The organism is Xanthobacter aminoxidans (assembly GCF_043193615.1).
Taxonomy (GTDB): Bacteria; Pseudomonadota; Alphaproteobacteria; order Rhizobiales; family Xanthobacteraceae; genus Xanthobacter; species Xanthobacter aminoxidans.
This window is the reverse complement of sequence record NZ_JBAFUS010000006.1, coordinates 91,359-116,786: the sequence shown is the minus strand read 5'-3', so window position 1 is coordinate 116,786 and position 25,428 is coordinate 91,359. Positions and strand designations below refer to the sequence as shown.

The following is a 25,428-nucleotide window of genomic DNA, read 5'->3' as shown; positions in this document are numbered from 1 at the left end:
GGGGACGTTGCGCCCGGCAGACGCGCGGCCGGTGCCGGGGATGACGCGGGCTTGGGGGCCGGCGGCGGCGCAGCGGGTTTCGGGGCGGCGGTACCGTTCATTGCTTCGGCTGCGGGGGGCCTCGGCACGGTGCCGGAGGGGGCTGCCGCGTTCTGCGTCGCGGCGGACTTGGGCGGGGCGGCAGCTGCGGCAGGCGGCGCTGGCGCGGGGGCGGCCGCCGTCGGTGCCGGCTTCGGTGCGACCGTGTTGGGCGCGACAGGCTTCGGCGCCGGCTTGTCGGCGTTGGCCGCCGCAGCCGCTGGCGTGCCCGGGGTCGCGGTCCCGGAGGTCGTCGTCGCGGGCTTCGCTGTGGCCGGCTTGGGTGCGGCCGGCTTCGTCGGCGCCGGTCTGGCCGTGGCGGGGCGTGCGGGGGCGGCGGTCTCGCCACGCAGGCCGTCCCATGGGTCCGCGTCGTCCTCGGCGCGGGCGGCGCCGGGCAGCAGCAGGGCGCCGGCGAAGAGGAGGAGAAGGCCGGGCCGGGTCATGAGGGCGCCTTCAGCAGGATCTCGATGCGCCGGTTCTGCGGCGCGTTGGGATCGGCAGTGTTCTTCAGATTGCGGTCGGCGAGGCCCTCGATGGCGGTCACGCGCTTCTCGTCCAGGCCGCCGCGCACCAGCATGTAGAGCGCCATGTGCGCCCGCGCGCTGGAGAGCCGCCAGTTGTCGTAGGTGTCGGAGCGGAACGGCCGCGCATCGGTGTGGCCGCGAATGACGATTTCGCCCGGCCGCGCGCCGAGCTTCTTGGCGATCTCACCCATGGCCCGTACGAAGCGGGCGTCCGGCACCGCCGAGCCCACCGGGAACATGGTGAAGTCGAGATCGTCGGTGAGATCGACGATGAGACCTTCCTTCGTGGCGCGTACATCCACGCGCGGTGCTGCGCCGGGCGTGCCCACGGTGGCGGCGACCACCTGCTTCAGCTCGCTTTCCAGATCGCGTGCCGCCTTGCCGGCGGCCGCGGCCTGCGCCGCGGCCGCTTGCGCCTTCTCGGCCTGAGCCTTCTCCGCCTCCCCCGGCTTCGCGGCGCCGGTGGTGGCGTCCGGGCGGCCGGAGGGCTGGTCCACCTTGGAGGGCTTGGCCTGCGGATTGCGGGCTTGCCGGCCGGTGGACATCTGCCAATAGGTGGGATCGAACGGATCGCGGTTCACGTCGCCGGCGCCCGTGCCGGGCGAGCCGGTATCGCCGACGGCGGCGTCGGGCGTGCCGCCCTGGCGCGCGTCGGCATCGCCGGCCAGCTTGTTCAGCACCGCATAAGGATCGCGGAAGGCGGCGCGCTCCTTGTCGCCCTGCTGGCGGTCATCGCCCGCGCCGGTCTCGCGCCCCGTGGTGTTCTTGAGGCTGGATTGTTTGTCGCCGTCGGAAGACGTGCCTTTGGCCTTGGTGTCCTCGGGATCGTTCAGCCCGCGCACGTCGGTGATGCTGGAGGCGAGGTCCACCGGGTTGAAGTAGTTGGCGATGGCCTTGCGTGTATCCTTGTCGGTGACGTTGATGAGCCACATGATGAGGAAGAAGGCCATCATCGCCGTCATGAAGTCGGCATGCGCCACCTTCCAGGCGCTCGAATGGTGTTCGTGCTCCTCGTCGTCGTGGCGCTTGACGATGATGATCTCGCCGTGGGGCTCCTTGCCGGACATGGCGCGTTCCCCTCAGTTGCCGCGGGCGGCGGTAGCCGCCCAGCCGGAGAGCTGGGTTTCCAGCACGCTGTCGTCGCAGGTGATGCGAAGGTCGCTCGCCGGTCCTTCCGCGAGAACGATGCCCTGCACGTCCGAGAGCCGCGCGGATAGCGCCGCCGCGAGGTCGCCCGAGCCGGTGATGGTGATGGAAGGTCCCGCCGCCCCGCCGCGCAGAAGCTCGCGTACCCGCCGGGCCAGTTCGTCGAGCGCGCGGGCGCGGGCGGCGCCGCTCACGAAGGGGCGCAGCACGGCGGCGATCGCTTCGGAGAGGCGCGCTTCCACTGTGTCGAGGCCGGTGCCGATGAGGTCGGCCAGCCGCGCGCTTTCCTCGGCGCACCAGCGGGCGCGGGCCTCGGTGATCTCCTCTTCGAGGCGCGCGGCGAAGGCGGCCTCGGCATCGGCGAGCTGCTGCTCGCAGGCGGCGAGGGCGATGGACGCCTCCTCCAGCGCCACACGGCGGGCCTCCTCGGCCGCCGCGCGGAGGGCCTCGGCGCCGGGTTGCTCGTGCGGGCGCAAGGCGGGCGTGGGCGTGATCGCGGGAACGGGCGGCACGGCGCTCACCGGGGCGGAGCCTTTGGCAGGTCCGCGCGGCGCGACGCCGAAATGGGGCAGGTGGTTGAGAAGCGCGGTGGTGCTCATACGCGGGCATCCTGATGCAGCCACTGGCGCAGGATCGCGGCGACCTGCTCCTCATCGAACTCGACGATCTGCTCCAGCCGCTTCTGCGGCGAGCGGTTGAGGCGGCTGGTGAGATCCTCGATCAGGCTCAGCGCGCCCGGTGCCTGCTCGCCAGCTGCGCCCTCGCCCGGCACCATGGAGGGGCCGGCGACGGCAGCGAGCGGCGCGCCGCCTGCCAGCATGGCGGCCTCGATGGCCTCGGCATCCTCCACCTCGTCGCGCTCGGGGCGGGCGAGGATGGCGCGCACGGCGGGCCTGAGGCCGAACCAGATCACCAGGCCGGCGACGATGAGGATGGTGACGGCATTGATCATGGTGCCGGCCTGCCGCAGCAGCAGCTCGGACCATGGCAGCGGAGGCACCGGCTCCAGCGCCGCCCCGCCATTGGCGAAGGAGACCGCCGCGACCTTCAGCTTGTCGCCGCGTTCTTTCTCGAAGCCGGAGGCGGAGGCGACGAGCTGCTCCACCTCGTAGAGCTGCTGCTCCACCGGAATGGCGTCGGCGCCGCCGGCAGCGCCCATGAGGCGCTCCTTGTTCACCAGCACGGCGATGGACAGGCCGCGCACCACGAAGGCCTCGCGCACGGTCTGCACGGTGCGGGTGGAGACCTCGAAATTGGTCAGCTCCTCGCGGCGGGAGGAGTTCTCGTTGGAATCCGTGCCGCCGTCGCCCTGCTGCTGCTGGCCGGGGATGTTCTGCTGGACGGACGTGTTGGGCTGCTTGGTCTTGTTCTGGCTCTGGCCCAGCTCCTTCACCACCCGCACGGAGCGCTCCACCTTGGAGGCGGGATCGAACGTGGTCTCGGAGGTGGTGACGCGGTCGGTGTCGAGGCGGGCCGACACCTGCACCTCGAAATTGCCGAGTCCGAGATAGGGGGCCAGTGTGCGGCGGACCTTCTCCTCGGTCTCGCGGCTCACCTGCTGCTGGAGCATGGCCTTCTTGCCGGCGGCGGCGCTGGCGCCGTCCTCGCTGGAGGAGAGCACCGCGCCCTCGGTGCTGAGCACCGTCACCTGGTCCATCTTCAGGCCGGGAATGGCGGCGGCGACGAGATGGCGGATGGCCTGCGCGGTGGAGGCGTCCTCCGCCGTCTCGGTGCGGATGACGACGGAGGCGGAGGCGCTCTGCTGGTCGCGGCGGAACGAGCCGCGCTCGGGCAGGACGATGTGGACGCGCGCCGCCTTGATGCCCTTCATGGTCTGGATGGTGCGGGCGAGCTCGCCCTCCAGCGCGCGCACCCGCGTCACCTCCTGCATGAAGGAGGTGAGGCCGAAGGCGCGGACATCGTTGAACAATTCGTAGCCGGTGTTGCCGCTCTGCGGCAGGCCCTTCACCGCCAGCAGCATGCGGGCGCGGGCGGTGTCGGAATGGGAGACGAGGACGGTGGTGCCGTCCGCATTCACGTCGAACGGGATGCCCGCGTCCTTCAGCGCGCCGCCGATGCGGTTCACGTCCTCGCGGGTGAGGTTGGCATAGAGCGGCTCGCGCTCGGGCTGGCCGAGATACCAGGCGCCGAGCGCCACGGCAGCCACCGCCGTGAGGGCGATCAGCGCCAGCGCGATCAGGCGGCGCGCGCCGAGGTCGCGCAGATTGCGCCAGAGTTGCTCCAACTGCTCTTTGCCGATCATCGGCGGATCTCGTCTGATTGCGGCCGGCGCGCGCGGGGCGCGGCCGGGAACAGGGACCGGGCACGCGCCAACCGGAAGATCCGGTCGCGCTCATGTGCCTCGGGCGGCAATCTCGACGGTCAAACTTGCATGGGCGTTGCGGGGGCTCTGCGTCTCCCCTCTCCCCTTGCGGGAGAGGGGGCGGGGGTGAGGGGTGAGGCCGGGCGCGATCCCCGCGTCCGCTCGTGCTGCGCCAGCACCCTCACCCGTCTCGCGGCTTTGCCGCGATCCACCCTCTCCCGCGAGGGGAGAGGGCAAAAAAATGGCCACGCTCCGGGGGCGGAGGTGGCCGAGGGGGGCGTCGGGGGGACGCAGAAACTCAGGGCGCGCCGGAGAGCCGCGGGAGGGAGCGGCGCCGGCGCGCGGACCGCCGCGCCCGGAGGCGCGGCGGGGGACGCGATCAGCGGAACAGGGTCATCACGTTCTGCGAAGAGCTGTTGGCGATGGACAGGGACTGCACCGCGAGCTGCTGCTGCGTCTGCAGGGCCTTCAGCTTGGTCGACTCCTCTTCCATGTTGGCATCCACGAGGGTGCCGATGGACGAGGTGTTGAGGTCGATCAGGCTCTGGGCGAAGGTCTGCTGCGAGTCGAGCCGGGTCGAGGTGGTGCCGAGCGTGGTGGCGCCATTCTGCAGCTGCTGCATGGTGGCGTCCACGACCTTCACATAGGCCTGGATCTTCGCGAGGTCCGCGTCGGTGTTGCCGAGGTCCGACACGTCGAAGTCCGTGATGGACTCGGTGCCGGCCGTGGCGGTGCCGCCGATGACGTACTTGGTGTCCATGAAGCCCTTGAGGCTGCCCGCGGTCGTGTCCACGGTCACGGTGGCGCCGCCGGTGACGTTCGCCGCCGTCGCCACGGCCGTGACGGCCTTGTCGAGGGTCGTGGACGTGCCGGTGGAGGTGCCGGCGGTGGAGGCGTCGTAGACAGTGAACGAGCCGGTGTCGATGGAGGTGGAGCCCACCGTCACGGTTTCGCCGGTCCGCGAGAAGGACGACAGCAGGTTCTTGGTGCCGTTGAAGCCCGAGGCGCTGGTGTCCACCGACAGCCAGTTGCTGCCGTTCATCACGGTGTTGTCGGCGGTGGTCTTGATCTCGCTGACGTAGGACGAGATTTCCGTCTGCAGCTTGGCCCGGTCGACGTTCGGCGAGAGGGCGGCCGTCAGGTTGTTCTTGATCTTCGCCAGCGAGGCGACCACCGCGTTGACGCCGCTGGAGGCCGCATCCACCGAGTTCTTGTCGAGGCTCATGGCATCCTTCACCGCGCCCAGCGCCCCGTTGTCGGAGGTCAGGGTGGTGGCGATGGACCAGTAGGCCGCGCCGTCGTTGGCGGAGTTGATCCGCTTGCCGGTGGAGACGTGGGCGTTGGTGGTGTCGAGGTTGGAGTTGATCGTCCGCAGGGTCTGCAGGGCGACCATGGCGGAGTTGTTGGTGATCAGGCTGGTCATGGGAATGTCCCTCTGTGACTTGGAATGAAGGGGGACATGCCGGGCTCGCACCGGCATGGCAGGGCGGCATCATGCCTTTGGTGGCCGGCCCGCAGATCACGCGCCGATCTGATTGCACCGCAATCAGATCGGATGACGCGTTCTCTTCGCTCTAGGGGTCCGGCGCCCGGCCCTCTCGGACCGGTCAACCTGCCATGGAAGAGACGTTAGAGCGGCAAGCTTGCGCGAGGCTTGCTCGCCTCGGTGCTCTCAGAAAAACGAGCGGATCAGCCCGCCGACCAGCAGGTTCCAGCCGTCGATGAGGATGAAGAACAGGATCTTGAACGGCAAAGAGATGACCGCCGGCGGCATCATCATCATGCCCATGGACATGACCAAAGTCGCGACGATCATGTCGATGATGAGGAACGGCAGGACGATCAGGAAGCCGATCTCGAACCCGCGTCGCAGCTCCGAGATCATGAAGGCGGGAATGAGCACCCGCATGGGCACCTTTTCTTCGCTCGCCGTCTCCGGCGCGGGCGCGGGGGATGGCGCGGCCTCCTCCGCAGGCTTGTCGCGGGAGGCGATGTCGGCGAACAGCTTCAGGTCTTTGCCGCGCACATGGGTGAGCATGAAGTCGCGGAACGGGTCGGCGATGCGTTGCAGCGCCTCTTCCTCGCCCATGCGGTTCTCGGTGAGGGGCTTCACCCCGTCCTGCCAGGCGCGGTCGAAGGTCGGCCCCATCACGTAGAAGGTCATGAACAGGGAGAGCGAGACCAGCACCAGGTTGGCCGGCGTGGAGGGCAGGCCGAGGCCCGAGCGCAGGAAGGAGAAGGCGATCACGAAGCGGGTGAAGCTCGTGACCATGATGAGCAGCCCCGGCGCCACCGACAGCACCGTGAGAAGGGCCACCATCTGGATGAGCCGCCCCGCCGTGCTGCCGCCGCTCTCGGGCAGGAGCTGCTCCAGCGACGGCAACTGCGCGGCACCCTGTGCAAGGGCCGGCGCGGCGGACAGGAGCAGGCCGGCGACGAGCGCGCACATCAGCGCCGACAGGCGCGCGGGCGCCCTCACTGCACCACCAGCGTGGAGAGGATCAGTTCGTCCACCTTGCCGTCGGAGCGGGCGCGGGCGCGCTCGTTCAGGTCCTCGCGCAGGTGCTGGAGCGCGCTCGGGCCTTCGAGCTGGCTGAGCGCCAGGGTGCGCATATAGGCCATGATGTCCTCGCGCAGCTCGGCGGCGGTCACGTCCGGGTTCACCAGCGCGCCGTTCTTGAACACGATGGCCGTCTCGATCCGGATGAAGGTGGAGGAGGGCGCGGACAGGTTCACCACCACCGGTTTGAGATCCTTCAGCACCAGGTCGCCGGAATGGCGCAGCGGCGGCGCCGGCTTCTTCTCCGGTTCGGCGGCGACCTTCTTCGTCACCGCCTGCTCCACCGTGCCGGCGAGCTGGAGCCCGAGCCCCGCCCCGGCGGCGAGCGCCAGCAGCGTGACGATGAGGAGGGGCACGAGAAGGCCGGGCTTCTTCTCCGGCGCTCCGTTCGGGCCGAGGGCTTTGGCGGGGGCTGCGGTGGCCATCACGTCACCAGGGCGTCACGACATCATAGATGCGCTGGCCCCAGGCGGGCTGCTGCACATCCGTGAGCCGGCCGCGTCCGCCATAGGAGATGCGGGCCTCGGCGATCTTGTCGTAGGGAATGATGTTGGTCGACGACACGTCCAGCGGGTTGACGATGCCGGCGATGGTCAGTTCGCGCACCTCATAGTTGACGAGGATCTCCTGCGAGCCGCGGATGACGAAATTGCCGTCGGGCAGGATCTCCGTCACCACCACCGCCACGGAGAGGCGCAGCTTCTCGGAGCGGTCGATGTTGCCCTTGCCCTTGGTCTTGGTGTCGCCGTTGATGTCGAGATTGCCGGAGCCCGCCCCCGCGTTTGCGCCCTTGCCGAAGCCGGAGAGGGTCAGCGCCGCGTCGAAGCCGAGATTGCTTTTCGATTCCCGCGAGCGGTCGGTGGCGTTGTCGAACTGCGCCTTGTCGTCGATGGCGATGGCGACGCGGATCACGTCGCCCACCTTGGCGGCCCGCAGGTCGCGATACATGCTCTGGGAGCGGTTGAGGTCCCAGGTGGAGCGGAAGGTGGTCTTCTGCGGCTGCTGGAATGTCATCGGCAGCGGGTCGCGCTTGGCGGTGTCGAGGCCGTAGCCCACGGGCGTCAGCGTCGGCCCGGTGGCGAGGTTGTCATAGGTGCTCTTGCAGCCGGCGAGGGCGAGGCAGGCAAGCGCCGCGAGGGCGATCTGCGGGGCGGGGCGCATGGCGTGAGGGGCCTTTCTGGCGCGCATCAGCCCGGCCGCCCGGCGGTGCGGGGGGCGTCCGGCCGCGCGTCCTGCGCGCGGCGGGCCATGCCCACCATGGTGGAGGTGAGGCGGGCCGCGCGGGCCGGCTCGCTCTCGTTGAGGATGGCGCTGGCGACGCGCGGCGAGAGCCGCGCCAGCACGGCGGCCGCCATGTCCTCGTTCATGGCCGCGAGCTGGGCGGCGGCGGCGTCCGGGCGCATCTGGGAGACGACCGCGATGAGGCTCTCGTCGGCCTTCTTCAGGAACGCCTCGCGGCGCGCCAGCCACTCCTGGTATTCGGCGCGCTTGGCCTCGAGCTGGGCGAGGCGGGCCTCGATCTCCTTCTCCATGGCGGCGAGCGCGGCCTGCTGGCGGGTGAAGCGGGCGTCGGCGGCGGCATCGGCAATGTTGCGGCAGTAGAGCGCCGCATTCTCGCCGGCGGCGGCATCGGGCGCGGGGGAGGGCTCCGCGCGGCCATCGGCCGGGAGCATCAGGACGGTGCCGCAGAGCGCGGCGAGCGCCAGCGCGGTGCCGCTCCTGGCCCGGGCGGCCCTGCGGCGGCGGGCTGAGACGACGAGGATGCGAAGTCGCGTGCAGGTCACGCGCCGGAGCGCGACAACGCCCACGAACAGCGAGCACGAGACCGAGACGATCGCATAGATGATTGCGGCGTCGATGAGGACCGTCGAGACGGACATGGAACCTCCTCCTCTTCCCCGAGGGGCGGCGCCGGGCGGGGGCACGGGCGCCTTGGATGGTCGAGGTCTAGGGGGAGAGACTTGCGCGACGCTTGCGGGAGATGGCAGCCGCGCCGCCGGTCACTGGAACACCAGCTCGGCCTGCAGCGCGCCGGAGGTCTTCACTGCCTGGAGGATGGAGATGATGTCCGAGGGCTTCAGCCCGAAGCGGTTGAGGCCGTTGACCAATTGCTGGAGATTGGTGCCGCGGACGATGCCGATGGGCCCGCCACTCTCGTCCGCCTGAATGTTGGTGCGTGGCACCACCACCGTTTCACCGAAGGTGTAGGGCTCGGGCTGCGACACCTCGGGCGTCTCCGTCACCTGCACGGTGAGATTGCCCTGGGTGACGGCGAAGGTGGAGACCTGCACGTTGCGGCCGATGACCACCGTGCCCGTGCGCTGGTCCACCACCACCTTGGCCGGCGTGTCCGGCGTGATGCGCAGCTCGCCGATCTCGGCGATGAAGCGGGCGGTGCCGGAATGTGGCGGGCGCTGCACCACCACCGTGCGCAGATCGCGCTCGCGGGCGAGGCGCTTGCCGTAGCGGGCGTGGGTATAGGCGTTGATGACATCGGCCATCAAAGCGGCGGTGCGGAAATCGGGATTGGTGAGGTCGATGAGGATTTCCGGCAGCTCGGACAGCTGGCCGGGAATCTGCCGCTCCACCAGCGCGCCGTTGGCGATGCGCCCGGCGGTGGGCACGCCCTGGCTCAGCGTCTCCGCCTGCCCGGTGATCTGGATGCCGGACACGATCTGGCCCTGTGCCACCGCATAGGTCACGCCGTCGGCGCCGTTGAGCGGGGTCACCAGCAGCGTGCCGCCGCGCAGGGACGTCGCATCGCCGAGCGAAGCGATGGTCACGTCGATCCGCGTGCCGAGGCCGGCGAAGGCGGGCAGGTTCGCGGTGACGGCCACGGCCGCCACGTTCTTGGCGCGCAGTGACAGGCCCTGCACGTTGATGCCCATGCGGTCGAGCATGGATTGCATGGCCTGCTCGGTGAAGGGCGAGTTGCGCAGCGTGTCGCCGGTGCCCTGAAGGCCGATGATGAGTCCGTAGCCGACAAGCTGGTTGTCGCGCACGCCCTGAATGGAGGAGATGTCCTTGATGCGCGTCGTCGCCTGCGCGGCGGCGGGGCCGGCCAAGGCGACGACGAGGGCCACAAGAGCGGCGAGGGCCGCGAGCATCAGCCGGGTCATCGCGTCTTCACCCATACGGTGCCGTCGCCCGCCACCTCGCCGACGATGATCTGGCCGGACTCCATGTTCTTGAGCCGGATGGTCGCGCCCGCCGCGCCGGAGTCCAGCGGCATGCCGTAGCCCGAGATGGAGAGACCGCCTTCTCGCAACTGGATGCGGGTGGCGACGCCCTTGGTGACGAGGGTGACATCCACCAGCGCATTGAGCGGCACCGGCTGGCCAGCGGCGATGACCCGCCGGGCCGACTTGCCCACCACGGCGGAGGACTGGAGCGCGATGCCGCCGCGGTCGAGCACGGCATCGGACACCTCGCGCTGCGCGAGCATGCCGGCGGAGATGACATCGCCCGGGTAGAGGGTGACGGCGGCGACCGGAATGCGCGCCATCGGCACGGCCTCGGCCGGCGGGCGTACGGGCGCGGCGCGCGGCGCATCGACCTCCTCGCGGCCGGCGGCGGCCTGCTGGGCGAGGGAGGAAATGCTCTGCGCCGTCGCAGGGGCGGCCACGGCGCAGAGCATGGTCGAAATGCCGGCAGCGATGCCGGCCTGCAACCACGCACTCCTACGGGCGGCCCGCCGCTGCGGATGAGTCATCTCCGCAACCCCGTTCACCGGATGCCCTTGGAGACCACGCCGGCCATGTCGTCGGCGGCCTGGATCACCTTGGAGTTCATCTCATAGGCCCGCTGGGCCTGGATGAGCTGGGTGATCTCCTTGATGGGGTCCACGTTGGAGCCTTCCAGATACCCCTGCACCACGGCGCCGAAGCCGGTGGTGCCGGCCACACCCGTCACCGGCTGGCCGGAGGCGGAGGTCTCGCGATAGAGATTGTCGCCCAGCGGCTCGAGGCCGGAATCGTTGGCAAAGGTGGCGAGCGTCAGCTGGCCCACCAGCGTCGGCGAGGTCTGGTTGGCGATCTGCGCATAGACCTGACCGCTCTCGTTGATGACGATGCTGCTGGCATCCTGCGGCAGGGTCAGAGCCGGGTTCAGCGCATAGCCGTCGGCGGTCACGAGCTGGCCGGTCGGACCCTTGTTGAACGAGCCGGCGCGGGTATAGAGCGTGTCGCCCGAGGGGCTGGTGATCTGGAACCAGCCGCGCCCGTTGAGGGCGAGGTCGAGCGGGTTTCCGGTCTGCGCCAGCGGGCCTTGCAGATGCAGGTTGCGGATGCCGATGGTGCGCACGCCGAGGCCGACGAGGGCGCCCTCCGGCACCGGCTCCGCGCCGTCCTGATTGGGCACGCCCTGGGCGCGCTCGGCCTGATAGAGCAGGTCGGTGAACTCGGCGCGGGCGCGCTTGAAGCCGGTGGTGTTGATGTTCGCGATGTTGTTCGCGATCACCTCCACATTGGTCTGCTGGGCCGACATGCCGGTCGCGGCGATGGCCAAAGCTCTCATGTCACTCTCCTCAGATGGCCATCCGGCTGATTTCCTGGTAGGCGGCGACCACCTTGTCGCGCACCGCGATGGCGGTCTGGAGCGTCTGCTCGGCCGACATCACCGCCTCCACCACCTGCTGCACGGAGACCTTTCCGTGGATGCCGGAGATGGCGCTCACCTCCGCCGTCTTCACCTGATCCACGGCGTCCGACGACATGCGGGCGAGCATGGTGGAGAAGTCGGAGATGCTGCCCGCGCTCTGGGTGGCGCTCGCCGCCTCGGTGGCGCGGGCGGCGGTGGTGGCGCTCGTGGCGGTGGTGCGGCTCAGCGCATTGAGGGAAACGGCATCGATCATCACGGCGTCCTCAACAGATCGATGGTCATGGCGACCATGGAGCGCGCCTGCTTGATCATCTGGAGGTTGGCCTGGTAGCTGCGGCCGGCCTCCCTCAGATCCGCCATTTCGGCGAGCGGATTGACGTTCGGCACCTTCACCCGCCCCTCGGCGTCGGCGGCGGGGTTGCCGGGGTCGAACTCCACGGAAAAGGCGCTGCGGTCCACGCTCGTGGCCTTCACCTTCACCCGCGATGCGCCGAGGGCGCGGTCGGGCTCCTGGGTGAACTCCACCGTCTTGCGGCGATAGGGGTCGGCACCCGGCGTGGTGCCGGTGGAGCGCGCATTGGCGATGTTCTCGGCGACGATGCGCATGCGCTGGGTCTGCGCCGCGAGGCCGCTCGAGGCGATGCCGGTGATGGTCTTGAAGGGATCGCCGATCATGACTTCACGCTCGCGAGGATCATGCGGTGGAAGGAGCGGACGATGGAGGTGTTGAGCGAATAGGCGCGGTTCACCTCGTCGGCCTTCAGCATCTCCTGCTCGAGGCTCACGCTGTTGCCGGAATGGGACGTATCCCAGCCGTCGCGCGGTGCGACCTTGGTGGCGCCGATGCCGCCCGCGGCCACGTCCATGTGGCTGCCGGAGGTGCGGGCGACGGCGAGGCGCGTGCGGTCGAGGATGGCGGCGAAGGGCTCGGCGTCCACCGCCTTGTAGCCGGGGGTGTTGGCGTTCGCGATGTTCCCCGCGATGGCCGTCTGCCGCACCGTGGCCCACTGGGCGTGCCGCGAGGCGAGATTGAACAGGAACAGGGGCTCCATGGCACATTCCCCGGATGGTTCGCGCGCCTTCGGAAGGGGCGATAGATGACCGTTTCCTAGCGCGCGAACCTTGCCCGAGGCTGGCCGCCCTCTCACGCACTCAGCCGCACGCCCTCCAGCGTCGCCGTGAGGTGTTCGAGCAGGGCATCGGGCGCGGGCTCATCGCCGTGGTAGAGGATGCTGTCCATCTCCACGCCCACGGTGCCCGCATCGAAGATGATGCGGAAGTAGAGCGAGCAGTCGGCACAGCCGAGCTCCATATCCATGGCGACGGTGGGGGCGACGCCCCAGTCGGCCTGGATCATGGCCTGCCCGCCATAGCGCAGCGCGCCCGGCTTCAGCGAGCGCTCGGCGCAGGAGGCGACGATGTCGTCGATGATGTTGGTCTGCCCGGCATGGATATAGGCCATGAGCAGGCCGGCATTGGTGAAGAACAATTCGGTCATCACCTCGCGCAGCGCGCCGGCCAGAACGCGCTCGCAGGCGAGCCGCTCCATCTTCGGCCGGGCGGCGAGACGCTGCAGGCGGAGGAACTCATTTCGCGCCATGGCCCGGCCTCGCATAGATGTAGTGCAGGATCTTCGCCACCGGCCGGTAGAAGTCCTGCGGAATCCACTGGTCCACCTCCACCGCCGCGAACAGGGCGCGGGCGAGCGGACGGTCCTCGATCACCGGCACGCCGTGGCGCTCCGCGATCTCGCGGATCTTGAGGGCGATGAGGTCCACCCCCTTGGCCACCACCAGCGGCGCGCCGCCGGTCTGCCGGTCGTATTGTAGGGCGACGGCGTAATGGGTCGGGTTGGCGATGACGACGGTGGCCTTGGGCACGGCGTTCATCATGCGCTGGCGGGCGCGCTCGCGGGCGACGGCGCGGATGCGCGCCTTCACCATGGGATCGCCCTCGGCCTGCTTGAACTCGTCCTTCACCTCCTGCTTCGTCATGCGCAGGTTGGTCTTCCAGCTCACCCGCGACCACACGATGTCGGCGGCCACCAGCCCGATGGTGACGACGCACACGGTGGCGACGAGCCGCATGGCAAGGGCGAGGAGCACGGCCGGCAGGCGCAGGGGATCGGTGAACATGGCATTCACCACCTCATGCTCCTGCGCATAGAGCACGAGGGCCGCGACGACGCCGATGGCGAACAGCTTGAACAGCGCCTTGCCGAACTCGATGTGCCCCTGCGTCCCGAAGATGCGCTTGAAGCCGGCTGACGGAGACACCCGCGACCATTGCGGACGGATGCGCTCGGTCACCAGCGACGGCACGTTCTGGAAGCCCGAGGCGACGAGGCCGGCGAGCATCAGCACGATCACCATGGGCATCAGGAAGCGCCCGGCCCCCGCCAGCGCCCCCCACAGGATGGACACCGCATCGTTGCCGGTGGCGATGGGAAAGCCGGCGGGATCGTCGATGAGGCGGGAGAGGTCGGCGGTCAGCAGCCGCACCGGGGACGCGACGAAGAAGGCGAGGATGGCGAGGATGCCGAGGAGCGAGGCGAACAGCGTCGCCTCCCGCGAGAAGGGCACGTTGCCTTTCTCCACGGCGTCGGAAATCTTCTTCTCGCTCGCCTCTTCTGTCTTGCTCTCCTTGTCCTGTTCCTCAGACATGGCGCCCCCGCAGCGGCGGGGTCAGAAGGGCATGGCGCTCAGCGCACATAGGCGTCCTCCTCCGTACCGGAGGAAATCTCGATCTCGCCGCGCCCCGCCATGTCGAGGGCGAGGTCGGTGACGGTGCGGCGGGCCTCCATCACGTCCTTGGCCGGGGCCGGCTCGCTGCCGGCCATCTCCTGCTCCACCATGCGGCGCACGCGGGCGCCGAGGGACTGGAGGATGATCTCGCGGAATTCGGGATCGGTGCCCTTCAGCGCCAGCACCAGTTTGTCGGTGGGCACCTGGTCGAACAGCGCGGTGCGGGCGCGCGGCGTCAGCTTCACGATGTCGTCGAAGGTGAAGAGCAGGCCCTTCAGGATCTCCGCCGATTTCGGGCGCGTCGAGGCGAGGCTCGCGAGCACCGTCTCCATGGCGTCGCGGTCCATCTTGTTGATGATGTCGGCCATGCGCGCGTGCGGGTCGGCGCCGGCATTGCGCGAGAAGTTCATCATGAAGTCCTCGTGCACCGTGCGCTCGATGACCTGCATGGTGGCGTCCACGATGGGCTTGAAGGTGAGCATGCGGCGCATGATGCCGTTGCGCTTGTCCTCCGGGATGAAGCTCAGCACCTTGGCGGCGCAGGCGGGCTTCACCTTGGAGAGCATCAGCGCCGCGGTCTGCGGGTGCTCCTTGGCGACGTAGGTGGCGAGCACGTTCTCGTTGACCGTGGAGATGCGGTCCCAGATGGACTGGTTCGCCGCGCCCATGATGTCGTTCATGATGTCGGCGATCTGCTCGGGCGGCAGAACGCCCTGCAGCAGCCGCTCCACGTCGGCGACCGTGCCGACGAGGTTCGCCCCGCCGGCGAAATTGCTGGCGAAGTCCTCGACGAGGCTCTCGATCTGAGCCGTGCTGACCGGCTTCAGCGACGCGATGGAGCGGGTGATGAGGCGGATTTCGTCCGCCTCGAAATGCTTCATCACGCGGTTGGCCGCGGGCGTGCCCATGGCCATCAGCAGGGCCGCCACGCGGTCGATGCCCTGGAGGGGACGCGGCTTCGCCGCGCTCGCAGCCGCCATGGCCGCCTCAGCCGGCGTCGGCGTCGTTGGGGCCGACGATCTCGGTCAGGGAGACGCCGAAACGGGAATTGTCGTCCTCCACCACCATCACCTCGCCGCGGGCGATGACGCGGCCGTTCACCACCACGTCCACCGGTTCGCCCACCCGGTGATCGAGGGGCACGACGGTGCCGCGATTGAGCTTCAGGAGGCTCGAAACCGGCATGCTGGCCGAGCCGAGCACCACCTGCAGCAGCACCGGGATGCGCTTGACGGTCTCGAGCCCCGCGCCGGAGCCGAGCGTCTCGCCGGCCTTGGACAGAAGGGCTTCGTCCAGCGCGCTGGACGGGGTCATGGTTTCGATGTCGGGAGCGGGCATGGCTTTGATCCGGATTCCAGAGGGCGGTCAGCGGTCGCTGAGTTCAGGGGCCAGGGACGCGGGGGATTTCCGCGCGTCGATCTCGGCGATCAGCTCGTGGGCGGTGTCGATGCGGCCGGCGAGCAGCACCAGCACCTCGCGCCCGTCGCGGCCGAAGGTGTCGAGGGCGTCGCGGGCGCAGACGAGGGCGGCGGAGGCCTCCGCCAGCGCCTTGCCGTAGTCGGCGTTCAGCCGGTCCACCGCCTTCAGCCGGCGGTTGAGCAAAGCGACGGAGGCGGTGGTGACGACGAGGGCCGCGAGCAGGATGAGATCAGCGGGGAAGGATGTCATCGATGAAGTCCTGATGCTGGTTGATCTGCTCGTCGAGGCGCACCACGTAGCCGCCGTCCGACTGGCCGAGATGGCACCAGAAGAGCGGCTGGGCGGCGCTCTCCAGCTTCACCCGGCTTGCGGGGGTGGCGTCGAGCTTGAGGATCTGGCCCACCTTGAGGGCGGCGATGTCGCCGAGCGTCACCTCGTGCTCGTCCAGCACGGCACGCAGCTCGACCTCGGTGCGGTTCACCTCGTCGCGGATCTTCTGCGCCCATTTCGGGTCCCGCCCGCCGGTCTCCGCCTGGCTGGTGCTGGCGAGCGCGCGGCGCAGCGGCGTGAGGGCCGATTGCGGGATGGTGACGAACATCTCGCCACCCCGGTTCAGCGCCTGGAGCAGGAATTTCGCTGTCACCGCCAGATTGTTGCGCCGGCCGATGACGGCGAAGTCCATGCGGGTTTCCTGCCGCTCGAACTGGAAGCTGGTGTCGCTGACGAGGGCGAAGGCGGATTTCAGCGCCTTCGTCATCTGCTCGAACAGCAACTGCGCCACGCGCCCCTCGATGTTGGAGAAGGAGCGTTCGTCCTCCACCGGCGGCTCGGACCCGTCGGCGCCGAACAGCACCTCGATCATGGTGAAGATGAAGTCGCGGTCGAAGCCGACGATGAGCTGGCTGTCCCATGACGGGGCATTGAAGATGCCGGCAATGGCCATGCCCTCATAGGCTTCCAGCACGTCGCCGATGCGCCCGCTCTCGACGCTGGAGAGCGAGTAATAGGCCTGCGAGGCCGCCACCTGCCGGAGCCCGTCGGCGCAGAAGGTGGCCATGCGGTCGAACAGCACGTGCAGCATGGGCAGCCGGTCCAGCGAGAGGCCGGCGGCATCCAAAAGCATGTCGCGGATGTCGTGGTGCTTGGCGGCGGATTTGGCGGCGGATTTGGCGTTCATGGCTCAGGCCGCCTGCTGCACGGTGCCGTTGGCGGACGGCGCGGCCTGGATGGCCTCGCTCTCCACCTCGTCGATAGTGGGGCGCTCGCCGGCGGAAATGGTCTTGCGGCCGTGCTCCAGCGCGATGGGGGGCAGCGCGCCGTTCATGAAGGCGATGAGCGCCTGCTTGGTGATGATGAAGGGCTGGCACTGCTTTTCGCGCGTGCTCTTCACCTTGGCGGCGAGCGGCGAGATGATGGCGTAGGACGAGTAGATGCCGACGAAGGTGCCGATGAGCGCCGAGCCGATATAGTGGCCGAGGATTTCCGGCGACTGGTCGATGGCGCCCATGGCCTTCACGATGCCGAGCACCGCGGCGCAGATGCCGAGCGCGGGCAGCGCTTCCGCCACCGTGCTGAGGGCGCCGGCGGCCTTGGTCTTGTGCTTCTTGATGGTGGAGATCTCCTGCTCCATCAGCGCCTCGATCTCGTGCGACTTGGCGTTGCCGATGAGGATGAGACGGGCGTAGTCGCAGATGTACTGGGTCAGTTCCTTGTCCTTGAGCAGGCTTGGGAAATGGCCGAACAGCGCGGAGCTTGCCGGGTCGTCGATATGCGCTTCGATCTCGTTGCGCGGCTTCTGGCGCATGTCGCGCATCAGCGCGTAGAGGAGGCTGAGGAGGGCGAGGAAATCCTTGCGCTTCGGCCCGGTCCCCATGGCCGCCTGCATGATGCCGGAGCCGGTGTCCTTTATGACCGAGAACGGGTTGGCGATGATGAAGGTGGAAAAGGCGATGCCGCCGATGATGAGGAACTCGAACGGCTGCCACACCACCTCCGGGTGTCCGCCCATGGCCATGAAGCCACCAAAGGTAGCGGCCAACCCCAAAATGATTCCGATGATGACGGCCACGGCTTCCCCCGTTCTGTCCAGTGTCCGGTGGTAGGGGGCGAGGATTGTGCGAGGCTGTGCTCTGTCGATCCTTGCAATGACCCGCGTTCACTCCATAATCACCGCCAAAATGGAATGGATTGTTCTGCCCTCTTTGGGTTGTGCATGCTACACAACTCGCGTCTTGGCTCGCCGGCCTTTCTGGTTGCATGTTCGGTCGTTGCGAAGCCTTCGATATCCCGTGCCTAGCCCTGACCGGCACGGGGTGGCCGGACCGGGGGGTGTCAGAGATGACGTCTTCCGGTCCGCGCTGGGCTGATCCCGAAAATCCTCACATATTGAGCGCCTTAAGCCCGCAAGGCTCACGCAAGGCAGGGCATGCGGAATAGGCTGGCCGCCGGCCTCCCGCCGCGCGCGCCCTGTTCCCCGCGGATGCTCCCATGGAAAGCACGCTCCTCACCTACCGCCTGCTGGCGCGCGACATGACGCGCTCCTTGTCGACCAAGGCGGCCGAGAAGCCGGTGGCGCTCGAATCGGGCTACTATCTCAAGCACATCGGCAAGGTGACGAGCATCGACGGCTTTCTGAAGGATACCCGGCTCTTCACCTATGCCATGAAGGCGTTCGGCCTCGAGGACATGGCCTATGCCAAGGGCTACATGCGCAAGGTGCTGAAGGAGGGCGTGACCGATCCCAAGAGCTTCGCCAACAAGCTCAACGACGATCGCTTCAAGGCCTTCGCCAAGGTGTTCGATTTCAAGGGCCTCGGCGCCGCCGCCACCCAATCGCCCGAGGCGGGGCAGAAGGTGGTGGACCGCTACGTGCGCCAGGCGCTGGAGGCGGACCAGGGCGCCAGCAACGAGGGCGTGCAGCTCGCGCTCTATTTCCAGCGCCAGGCCCCCGCCGTGAAATCCGTCTACGGCCTGCTGGCCGATCCCGCGCTCTGGAAGGTGGTGAAGACCATCTACGACTTTCCCGACGCCATGGCGGCCGCCCCCATCGAGAAGCAGGCCAAGGCGGTGAAGGCGCAGCTCAACATCGCGGACCTGAAGGAGCCGGCGAAGCTCGATGCGCTGCTGCGCCGCTTCAGCGCCAAGTGGGACGTGGCGCAGGGCGTGGATGCCGCCCCGGTGCTCGATCTTTTCTCTGTCCGCACGTCGAGCGCGGCCTCCTTCTCCATCCTCAACCTGAAATACGGAGGCTGAGATGGGCTCAGGTCTCTACGTCTCGCTCTCGGCGCAGCTGGCCGCCGACAAGCGCCTGACCACCATCGCCAACAACGTGGCCAATCTCAACACCGCCGGCTACCGGGCCGAAGAGGTGCGGTTCGAGGAGATGGTCTCCAGGGCCGGGGGGCAGGGCGTGTCCTTCACCTCCACGGGCGAGACCTACACCTCGCGCAAGTCGGGACCGATCAACCCCACCGGCAATCCGCTGGACATCGCGGTGGAGGGCAAGGGCTGGTTCGCGGTGCGCGACGGTGCCACCACCGCCTATACCCGCGACGGGCGCATGAGCATGAGCCCGGAGGGCGAATTGCGCACCCTCTCCGGCCGGCCCATCCTCGATGCCTCCGGCGCGCCGGTGGTCATCGATCCCACCGGCGGGACGGTGCGCATCGGCACAGATGGCTCCATTTCCCAGAACCGCCGCGCCATCGGCCGCATCGGCCTGTTCCTGATCCCGGAGGACGCGAAGCTCGCGCGCCGCGACGGTGCGCTGGTGGTGCCGGACAAGCCCGCCGCGCTGGTGCAGGACTACACCCGCAACGTGGTGCGGCAGGGCTTCGTGGAAGGCGCCAACGTGGATGCCGTCACCGAGATGACCCGCCTCATTGCCCTCCAGCGCGCCTTCGAGATGGCCGCCTCCGCCGTGTCGCAGACCGAAGATTCCACCTCGCAGACCATCCGCGAGCTTGGCCCCGGATGAGCGCGCCCCCGGTCAACGCGCTCCAGCGCCTGCGCCACGCCGTGGAGAGCGGGCTGGAGGACAATCCCATCGTCCGCGTCGGCGGCATCGTGCGGGAGGTGGCGCCCACCCATGTGCGGGTCTCCGGCCTCTCCAGTTTCGTCACGCTGGGCGAGCGGGTGGGCTTCGAGCAGGCGTCGGGCACCAGCATTGGCGAGGTGGTGCGCATCGATCCGACGGGCGCGGTGGTGAAGCCGTTCGATGAGCGGGTGTCGGTGGGCATCGGCACGCCGGCCTTCCGCATCGGCCCCCTCGCGCTCCGCCCGGATCGTTCCTGGAAGGGCCGCGTCATCGATGCGCTGGGCCGGCCGCTGGACCGGTCCGAGCCGTTGGCCCATGGCCCGTGCCGGATGCCGCTCGATGCCGAGCCGCCGCCCGCCATGGCGCGGGGGCGGGTGCATCGGCCGCTCGTCACCGGCGTGCGCGCGGTGGATATCTTCACCCCCATCTGCGAGGGCCAGCGCATCGGCATCTTCGCCGGCTCGGGCGTAGGCAAGTCCACGCTGCTCTCCATGTTCGCGCGTTCGGCCGGTTTCGATACGGTGGTGGTGGCGCTGGTGGGCGAGCGCGGGCGCGAGGTGCGGGAGTTTCTGGAAGGCCCGCTCGCCGCCAGCCGCGACCGGGCGGTGGTCATCGTCTCCACGTCCGACCAGAGCCCCATGATGCGCCGCCTCGCGCCGCAGGCGGCGCTGGCGGTGGCGGAACATTTCCGCGATGCCGGGGAGAGCGTGCTGCTCATCGTCGATTCCGTCACCCGCTACGCCCATGCCGCGCGCGATGTGGCGCTGGCGGCGGGCGAGCCGGCGGTGGCGCGGGGCTATGCGCCGAGTGTCTTCTCCACGCTGCCGAAGCTGCTGGAGCGGGCCGGGCCGGGCATGGAGGGGGAGGGCGCCATCACCGGCATCTTCTCCGTGCTGGTGGATGGCGACGACCACAACGATCCCGTCGCCGACGCCATTCGCGGCACGCTCGACGGCCACATCGTGCTCGACCGGGCCATCGCGGATCAGGGGCGCTTTCCCGCCATCAACCTGCTCGGTTCGATCTCGCGACTGGCCGGCGAGGTGTGGAGCGAGCCGGAGCGCGATCTGGTGCGGCGGCTCAAGGCCATGATCGCCCGCTTCGAGGACACGCGCGACCTGCGCCTGATGGGCGGCTACCAGCCCGGCGCCGACGGCGAGCTGGATCAGGCCGTGGCCATCGTGCCGCGCATCTACGACGCCCTGCGGCAGGACCCCGGCGATCCGCCGAGCCTTGCCGCCTTTTCCGATCTCGCGGCCGCGCTGAAGAGCTGAGTCCAGCCCCGCGCAAGCCATCCGCCCTCAGATGCGGCGATGACACTGGCGCAGGCTCCCCCTTCCGGCGGGCGCGCCCTTACAGACCGCGACGAGGACCGAGCCATGAGCCTTTACGGAATGCTGCGCACCAGCGTGTCGGGGATGACCGCGCAATCCAACCTGCTCGGCACGGTCTCCGACAACATCGCCAATGCCGGCACCGCGGGCTACAAGCGCGCCGACACCCAATTCTCCTCGCTGCTGCTGGAGACCGGCGGCACGGAATATCAATCCGGCTCGGTCAATACGGACGTGCGCTACGCCATCAGCCAGCAGGGCGCGCTGAACTACACCTCGTCCTCCACCGATCTCGCCGTGCAGGGCTCCGGCTTCTTCCTCGTCAACGACCCGTCTGGCCAGACCCAGCTGACCCGCGCGGGCTCGTTCCAGGTGGATGCCAGCACCGGCAACCTCGTGAACAGCGCCGGCCTCACCCTGATGGGCTACGACGTCTCCGCGGGGGATCCCAACGTGGTGCTGAACGGCACGGCCGGCCTCGTGCCCATCAACCTCCAGAACACCAAGCTGGCGGCGACGCCCTCCACCGAGGGCACGTTCGCGGCCAACCTGCCGTCCAATGCGGCGGTCGCCACCTCCCCCACCGCCGGCGCCAACGTGGCGGGCGCGAGCTTCACCGACAAGTCCTCGCTGGTCGCCTACGACAACCTCGGCAATGCGGTGACGCTCGATCTCTACATGACCAAGACCGCCGAGAATCCGGGCGTCTGGGAGCTTGCGGTCTACGACCAGGCCGCCGCCCCCGCCACCGGCACCTTCCCCTATGCGTCCGGCCCGCTTTCCACCCAGACGCTGACCTTCGACGCCAGCGGCAAGCTCGCCTCCGGCGGCAGCATCTCGCTGGCCGTGCCGAACGGGGCGACGCTGACGCTCGATCTCGCCGGCATGTCCCAGCTCGCGGCGCCCTACACGCCCTTCACCGCCAGCGTGAACGGCAATGCGCCGAGCCCCATCTCCGACTTCTCCATCGCCAAGGACGGCACCGTCTACGCCACCGATGCCAACGGGCGGAAATCCGCCATCTACCGTATTCCGCTGGGCACCGTGCAGAGCCCGGACCGGCTGGAGCCTCTGACCGGCAACGCCTACAGCACCACGCTGGACTCCGGCGCCATCCAGATCGGCTTTCCCAACGAGGGCGGCGTCGGTTCGCTGCTCTCCGGCGCCACCGAGCAGTCCAACGTGGACATGGCCTCCGAACTCACCCGCATGATCGTGGCGCAGCGCGACTACACCGCTAATTCCAAGGTGTTCCAGACCGGCACCGAGCTGCTCGACGTGCTGATGAACCTGAAGCGCTGATCTGACGCCGCCGCGCCGCGCACGGGTGCATCATGAGCCTTTCCCTCGCCTTCAACACGGCGCAGTCCTCGCTCGCCGCCAATTCGGCGAAGATCGCCTTGTCCAGCCGCAACGTGGCGGGGGCGGGCGAGGCTTCCGCCTCGCGCAAGATCGCGGTCACCACCACGGCAGCGGACGGCTCGGTGCGCGTGGTCTCCATCACCCGCGCCACGGGCAGCGCCCTGTTCGAGCGGATGCTCGGCGCGACCTCCGACAGCGCCGCCCAGCAGGCCCTCGCCGATGGCCTCGGCCGCCTCGTCCAGACCGTGGGCGACCCGCAGGACCCGACCTCCCCCGTCGCCCGCCTCGGCACGCTGAAGGATGCCCTCGCCCGCGCCGCCGACACACCGGACGACATGACCCTCGCCCAGGCGGCCGTGACGGCGGCGCAGGATCTCGCCTCCTCCCTCAACACCGCCACGGACACCGTGCAGCAGGTGCGCACGGATGCGGATGCGGCGATTGCCACGTCGGTCGGGACCGTCAACGATCTGCTCCACCAGTTCGAGGCGGAGAACAGCGCCATCGTGAAGGGTAGCGCTGCCGGCGCCGACATGACCGATGCGCTGGACCGCCGCGATTCCATCCTCGCCAGGCTCTCCGAGGAGATCGGCATCTCCACGGTGACGCGCGCCAACAACGACATCGTCATCTACACCGAGGGCGGCGCGACCCTGTTCGAGACCACCGCCCGCACGGTGGGCTTCACCCCCGCCCACACGCTCGATGCGAACACGCAGGGCGGCAGCGTGTTCGTGGACGGCGTGTCGGTGACGGGGCGCGACGCCACCATGCCGGTGCGCACCGGCCGCATCGCCGGTCTCACCCAATTGCGCGACGACGCCGCCTCCACCTACCAGACGCAGCTGGACGAGCTTGCGCGCGGGCTCACCGACGCGTTCAAGGAGGCCGACGGCGCGGGCAACGTTCGCGCCGGTCTGTTCGTGCCCGCTTCGGGCAGCGCCACCGTGCCTGGGGCTCTTGCGCCCGGCCTTGCCGGAACGCTCGCGGTGAACGCAGCCGTGGACGTAGCGCAGGGCGGCGACATCCGCCTGCTGCGCGACGGCGGCATGAACGGCGCGGCCTTCGCCGCCAACACCACGGGCGCCGCGAGCTTCGCCGGTCGGCTGAAGGCGCTGTCCGCCGCGCTCGACGCTCCGCGCTCCTATGACGGCGCGGCGCAACTCTCCGACAACCAGAGCCTCGTCTCCTTCGGCACCGCCTCGGTGAGCTGGCTGCAGGGCGCGCGCAAGGCGGCGGACACCCGGCTCGATTCCCAGAAGACGGTGCTGGCGCAGGCGTCCAACGCGCTCTCCGCCGCCACCGGCGTGAACCTCGACGACGAATATGCCAGCCAGCTCGAACTGGAGCGCGGCTATCAGGCCACGTCCAAGCTGATGGGCGTGGTGAACCAGCTCTACGACAGCCTCTTCCAGATGATCGGCTAAGCCATGCGCAGCACCTACATCTCCACCCTCGCCTGGACCTCTCCGTCCCGCGCGGCGCTGCCGAAGCTGCAATCGGACATCTCGAAGGCCACCACCGAAATCGCCACCGGCCGGCAGGCGGACGTGGGCCTGACGCTGGGCATCGCGACGGGGGAGAGCGTGGCGCTGCATCTGGCGCGCGGCGCGATCCTGTCGCAGAAGCAGGGCAATGCGCTGGCTTCGAGCCTCCTCGGCCACAGCCAGGTGGCGCTCTCCCAGATCTCGGACGACGCCAACCAGTTCCTGAAGGACATCCTCGCCGGGCAGGCGGGCAATGCCTCCGGCGCTATCCTCGCGGATCAGGCGAAATCGGCGCTCGATGCCTTCACCGCGCATCTGAATGCCACGGACGGGCAGCGCTACCTGTTCGCCGGCATCAACAGCGCCGAAAAGCCCATGGTGGACTATGCCGCCGGCCCCAAGGCGGCGGTGAACGCGGCCTTCGCCGGCGCGTTCGGGCTTGATCCCGCGAACCCGCAGGCGGACCCGCAGGTGGCGGATATCTCCGCCACCGACATGACGTCCTTCCTCGACGGCGCCTTCAAAGACCTGTTCGCCGATCCCGCGTGGGGCGCGAACTGGTCCGGCGCGTCGGACGAGGCGCTGACCAGCCAGATCTCCGACACCGCGCGCGTGCCCGTCACCACCACGGCCAACACGACAGCCATGCGCAACCTTGCCATGGCATTCACCATGGTGTCGGAGCTTGGCACGGCCTCCCTCTCGGAGGCGACCCGCAAGGTGGTGCTGGACAAGGCCGCCACTGTCGCCGGCGCGGGCGTGAGCGGCGTCGTTGCACTGTCCGCGCAGCTCGGGGTGTCCAAGTCCCGGGTGGACGCGGCGGACGAGGCGCTGGCCAAGGTGTCCGATCTCGTCGACCGGAGGATCAACGTCCTCGAAGGGGTCGACCCCGCCGAGGCGAAGACCCGCCTCGACACCCTGACGACGCAGTTGCAGATGTCCTACGCGACCACGTCAAAGGTGATGCAGCTGAGCATCCTGAACTACATCTGACATGAGGGTGCGTGATGTACCGTTTTTCCTACGCGGAAATACTTGACGAGTCCGCGACGCTCAACCGCGAGCGTGAACGCCTCGCCCTCGACCAGGCGGTGAATCTGCTCACCCTCGCGGCCAAGGCGGAGCCCGGCTCGCGCGAGGTGCTGGCGGCGGTCGCCTATCTGCAGAAGCTCTGGGGCTTCTTCATCAGCGATCTCGCCGACGCCAACAACGAGCTGCCGCGCGAGCTGCGCGGGACGCTCGCCTCCCTCGGCCTGTGGGTGATCCAGGAGTGCGACCGCCTGATCTCCGGCACGGGCGGCGACATTCCCATGCTCATCGACGTCAATCGTGCGATCCGGGATGGCCTGAAATGATGAAGTCCATGCACATCTCCCTCAAGGCCGGCGAAAAGCTGTTCCTCAACGGCGCCGTCTTCCAGGTGGACCGCAAGGTGACGCTGGAACTGCTCAACGACGCGACCTTCCTGCTGGAGAGCCACGTGATGCAGCCGGAAGACACCACCACGCCGCTGCGCCAGCTCTATTTCGTGGCGCAGTCGCTGCTGGTGGACCCGGCGAATGCCGATGCCGCCCGCGGGCTGTTCTTCCGCCAGCTGGCATCGCTGATGACCACCTTCACCAAGCCCGCGATCCTGATGAACCTCGACGACGCGGGCCGCCTCGTCGGCGAGGGGCGGACGTTCGAGGCGCTGAAGGCGCTCAGGGGCATGTTCCCGCTGGAGGAGGCGATCCTGAACTGCGCCGTGCCGCCGAAAGTCGCCTGACGCGTTCCGCGCGGTTGCCGGCAAGGCCGCCCGCAAGGTCGGCCTCGC

At 69.0% G+C, this 25,428-nt stretch carries 29 protein-coding genes; 8 read left to right on the top strand and 21 right to left on the bottom strand.

The genetic code is table 11. From position 1 onward, the window contains the following. Positions 1–520: 520 nt before the first annotated feature. The 21 genes from V5F74_RS22855 to motA form a co-directional block, all read right to left on the bottom strand. Positions 521–1,672: a flagellar motor protein MotB gene (locus V5F74_RS22855; protein ID WP_394010082.1), complete on the bottom strand. Its 1,152-nt coding sequence runs from the start codon at positions 1,670–1,672 to the stop codon at positions 521–523. A gap of 12 nt (positions 1,673–1,684) precedes the next feature. Next, positions 1,685–2,350 (bottom strand): hypothetical protein, encoded by a 666-nt coding sequence (locus V5F74_RS22850; RefSeq protein ID WP_394010081.1) that lies wholly within the window; start codon positions 2,348–2,350, stop codon positions 1,685–1,687. After that, positions 2,347–4,014: a flagellar basal-body MS-ring/collar protein FliF gene (gene fliF, locus V5F74_RS22845; RefSeq protein WP_394010080.1), complete on the bottom strand. Its 1,668-nt coding sequence runs from the start codon at positions 4,012–4,014 to the stop codon at positions 2,347–2,349. Before fliF ends, V5F74_RS22850 begins: the two co-directional genes overlap by 4 nt. 439 nt (positions 4,015–4,453) lie before the next feature. Beyond that, a complete protein-coding gene (locus V5F74_RS22840) occupies positions 4,454–5,497 on the bottom strand; it encodes a flagellin N-terminal helical domain-containing protein (RefSeq protein WP_029556030.1) in 1,044 nt (347 codons plus the stop codon). Between the two features lie 249 nt (positions 5,498–5,746). Further along, entirely contained in the window at positions 5,747–6,523 is a 777-nt protein-coding gene (gene fliP / locus V5F74_RS22835) for a flagellar type III secretion system pore protein FliP (protein ID WP_394010120.1), read from the bottom strand. 26 nt (positions 6,524–6,549) lie between these two features. Next, positions 6,550–7,059, bottom strand: coding sequence for a flagellar basal body-associated FliL family protein (locus V5F74_RS22830; protein WP_250165284.1), 510 nt, complete (start codon positions 7,057–7,059; stop codon positions 6,550–6,552). A gap of 4 nt (positions 7,060–7,063) precedes the next feature. Next, positions 7,064–7,822: a flagellar basal body L-ring protein FlgH gene (gene flgH / locus V5F74_RS22825; RefSeq protein ID WP_394010077.1), complete on the bottom strand. Its 759-nt coding sequence runs from the start codon at positions 7,820–7,822 to the stop codon at positions 7,064–7,066. After that, positions 7,822–8,514 carry a MotE family protein gene (locus V5F74_RS22820; protein ID WP_394010076.1) on the bottom strand — a complete coding sequence of 231 codons (693 nt, stop codon included), beginning with the start codon at positions 8,512–8,514 and terminating at the stop codon, positions 7,822–7,824. The genes flgH and V5F74_RS22820 overlap by 1 nt, the downstream gene beginning before the upstream one ends. 120 nt (positions 8,515–8,634) lie before the next feature. After that, positions 8,635–9,753: a flagellar basal body P-ring protein FlgI gene (gene flgI, locus V5F74_RS22815; RefSeq protein WP_394010119.1), complete on the bottom strand. Its 1,119-nt coding sequence runs from the start codon at positions 9,751–9,753 to the stop codon at positions 8,635–8,637. Next, complete coding sequence (gene flgA, locus V5F74_RS22810) at positions 9,750–10,304, bottom strand: flagellar basal body P-ring formation chaperone FlgA (RefSeq protein ID WP_394010075.1); 555 nt, start codon at positions 10,302–10,304, stop codon at positions 9,750–9,752. Before flgA ends, flgI begins: the two co-directional genes overlap by 4 nt. 56 nt (positions 10,305–10,360) lie before the next feature. Continuing rightward, entirely contained in the window at positions 10,361–11,149 is a 789-nt protein-coding gene (gene flgG, locus V5F74_RS22805) for a flagellar basal-body rod protein FlgG (protein WP_029556023.1), read from the bottom strand. Positions 11,150–11,159: 10 nt separating this feature from the next. Beyond that, positions 11,160–11,486, bottom strand: coding sequence for a flagellar hook-basal body complex protein FliE (locus V5F74_RS22800; RefSeq protein ID WP_029556022.1), 327 nt, complete (start codon positions 11,484–11,486; stop codon positions 11,160–11,162). Next, on the bottom strand, positions 11,486–11,908 hold the full coding sequence (gene flgC, locus V5F74_RS22795; RefSeq protein ID WP_029556021.1) for a flagellar basal body rod protein FlgC: 423 nt from the start codon (positions 11,906–11,908) through the stop codon (positions 11,486–11,488). Before flgC ends, V5F74_RS22800 begins: the two co-directional genes overlap by 1 nt. After that, positions 11,905–12,285 (bottom strand): flagellar basal body rod protein FlgB, encoded by a 381-nt coding sequence (gene flgB, locus V5F74_RS22790; protein ID WP_394010074.1) that lies wholly within the window; start codon positions 12,283–12,285, stop codon positions 11,905–11,907. Before flgB ends, flgC begins: the two co-directional genes overlap by 4 nt. A gap of 92 nt (positions 12,286–12,377) precedes the next feature. Beyond that, the gene (locus V5F74_RS22785) at positions 12,378–12,833 is read right to left on the bottom strand and encodes a hypothetical protein (protein ID WP_051678860.1); all 456 of its coding nucleotides are present in this window, start codon (positions 12,831–12,833) and stop codon (positions 12,378–12,380) included. After that, on the bottom strand, positions 12,820–13,896 hold the full coding sequence (flhB, locus tag V5F74_RS22780; protein ID WP_394010073.1) for a flagellar biosynthesis protein FlhB: 1,077 nt from the start codon (positions 13,894–13,896) through the stop codon (positions 12,820–12,822). The genes V5F74_RS22785 and flhB overlap by 14 nt, the downstream gene beginning before the upstream one ends. Positions 13,897–13,934: 38 nt before the next feature. Beyond that, positions 13,935–14,957 (bottom strand): flagellar motor switch protein FliG, encoded by a 1,023-nt coding sequence (locus tag V5F74_RS22775; RefSeq protein ID WP_029556018.1) that lies wholly within the window; start codon positions 14,955–14,957, stop codon positions 13,935–13,937. A gap of 7 nt (positions 14,958–14,964) precedes the next feature. Further along, complete coding sequence (gene fliN, locus V5F74_RS22770; RefSeq protein WP_394010071.1) at positions 14,965–15,315, bottom strand: flagellar motor switch protein FliN; 351 nt, start codon at positions 15,313–15,315, stop codon at positions 14,965–14,967. Between the two features lie 27 nt (positions 15,316–15,342). Beyond that, positions 15,343–15,645 carry a hypothetical protein gene (locus tag V5F74_RS22765; RefSeq protein ID WP_250165276.1) on the bottom strand — a complete coding sequence of 101 codons (303 nt, stop codon included), beginning with the start codon at positions 15,643–15,645 and terminating at the stop codon, positions 15,343–15,345. Beyond that, positions 15,626–16,573, bottom strand: coding sequence for a flagellar motor switch protein FliM (locus tag V5F74_RS22760; RefSeq protein WP_394010070.1), 948 nt, complete (start codon positions 16,571–16,573; stop codon positions 15,626–15,628). The genes V5F74_RS22765 and V5F74_RS22760 overlap by 20 nt, the downstream gene beginning before the upstream one ends. Positions 16,574–16,576: 3 nt before the next feature. Beyond that, on the bottom strand, positions 16,577–17,464 hold the full coding sequence (motA, locus tag V5F74_RS22755; RefSeq protein WP_024276880.1) for a flagellar motor stator protein MotA: 888 nt from the start codon (positions 17,462–17,464) through the stop codon (positions 16,577–16,579). Between the two features lie 419 nt (positions 17,465–17,883). On the opposite strand from motA, the gene V5F74_RS22750 reads away from it, so the two are divergent. The 8 genes from V5F74_RS22750 to flbT all read left to right on the top strand — a co-directional run bounded on the left by V5F74_RS22750 (position 17,884) and on the right by flbT (position 25,380). Continuing rightward, positions 17,884–18,648, top strand: coding sequence for a DUF1217 domain-containing protein (locus tag V5F74_RS22750; RefSeq protein WP_029556015.1), 765 nt, complete (start codon positions 17,884–17,886; stop codon positions 18,646–18,648). Position 18,649: 1 nt separating this feature from the next. Then, positions 18,650–19,372, top strand: coding sequence for a flagellar basal-body rod protein FlgF (flgF, locus tag V5F74_RS22745; RefSeq protein ID WP_029556014.1), 723 nt, complete (start codon positions 18,650–18,652; stop codon positions 19,370–19,372). After that, complete coding sequence (fliI, locus tag V5F74_RS22740; RefSeq protein WP_029556013.1) at positions 19,369–20,706, top strand: flagellar protein export ATPase FliI; 1,338 nt, start codon at positions 19,369–19,371, stop codon at positions 20,704–20,706. Before flgF ends, fliI begins: the two co-directional genes overlap by 4 nt. A 105-nt stretch (positions 20,707–20,811) precedes the next feature. Continuing rightward, positions 20,812–22,068 carry a flagellar hook protein FlgE gene (locus tag V5F74_RS22735; protein WP_394010069.1) on the top strand — a complete coding sequence of 419 codons (1,257 nt, stop codon included), beginning with the start codon at positions 20,812–20,814 and terminating at the stop codon, positions 22,066–22,068. A 32-nt stretch (positions 22,069–22,100) separates the two neighbouring features. Then, positions 22,101–23,555 carry a flagellar hook-associated protein FlgK gene (flgK, locus tag V5F74_RS22730; RefSeq protein WP_394010068.1) on the top strand — a complete coding sequence of 485 codons (1,455 nt, stop codon included), beginning with the start codon at positions 22,101–22,103 and terminating at the stop codon, positions 23,553–23,555. Between the two features lie 3 nt (positions 23,556–23,558). After that, complete coding sequence (locus tag V5F74_RS22725) at positions 23,559–24,608, top strand: flagellar hook-associated family protein (RefSeq protein WP_394010067.1); 1,050 nt, start codon at positions 23,559–23,561, stop codon at positions 24,606–24,608. A 14-nt stretch (positions 24,609–24,622) separates the two neighbouring features. Further along, positions 24,623–24,970: a flagellar biosynthesis regulator FlaF gene (gene flaF, locus V5F74_RS22720; RefSeq protein ID WP_029556009.1), complete on the top strand. Its 348-nt coding sequence runs from the start codon at positions 24,623–24,625 to the stop codon at positions 24,968–24,970. Further along, on the top strand, positions 24,967–25,380 hold the full coding sequence (gene flbT / locus V5F74_RS22715; protein ID WP_029556008.1) for a flagellar biosynthesis repressor FlbT: 414 nt from the start codon (positions 24,967–24,969) through the stop codon (positions 25,378–25,380). The genes flaF and flbT overlap by 4 nt, the downstream gene beginning before the upstream one ends. Positions 25,381–25,428: the final 48 nt, after the last annotated feature.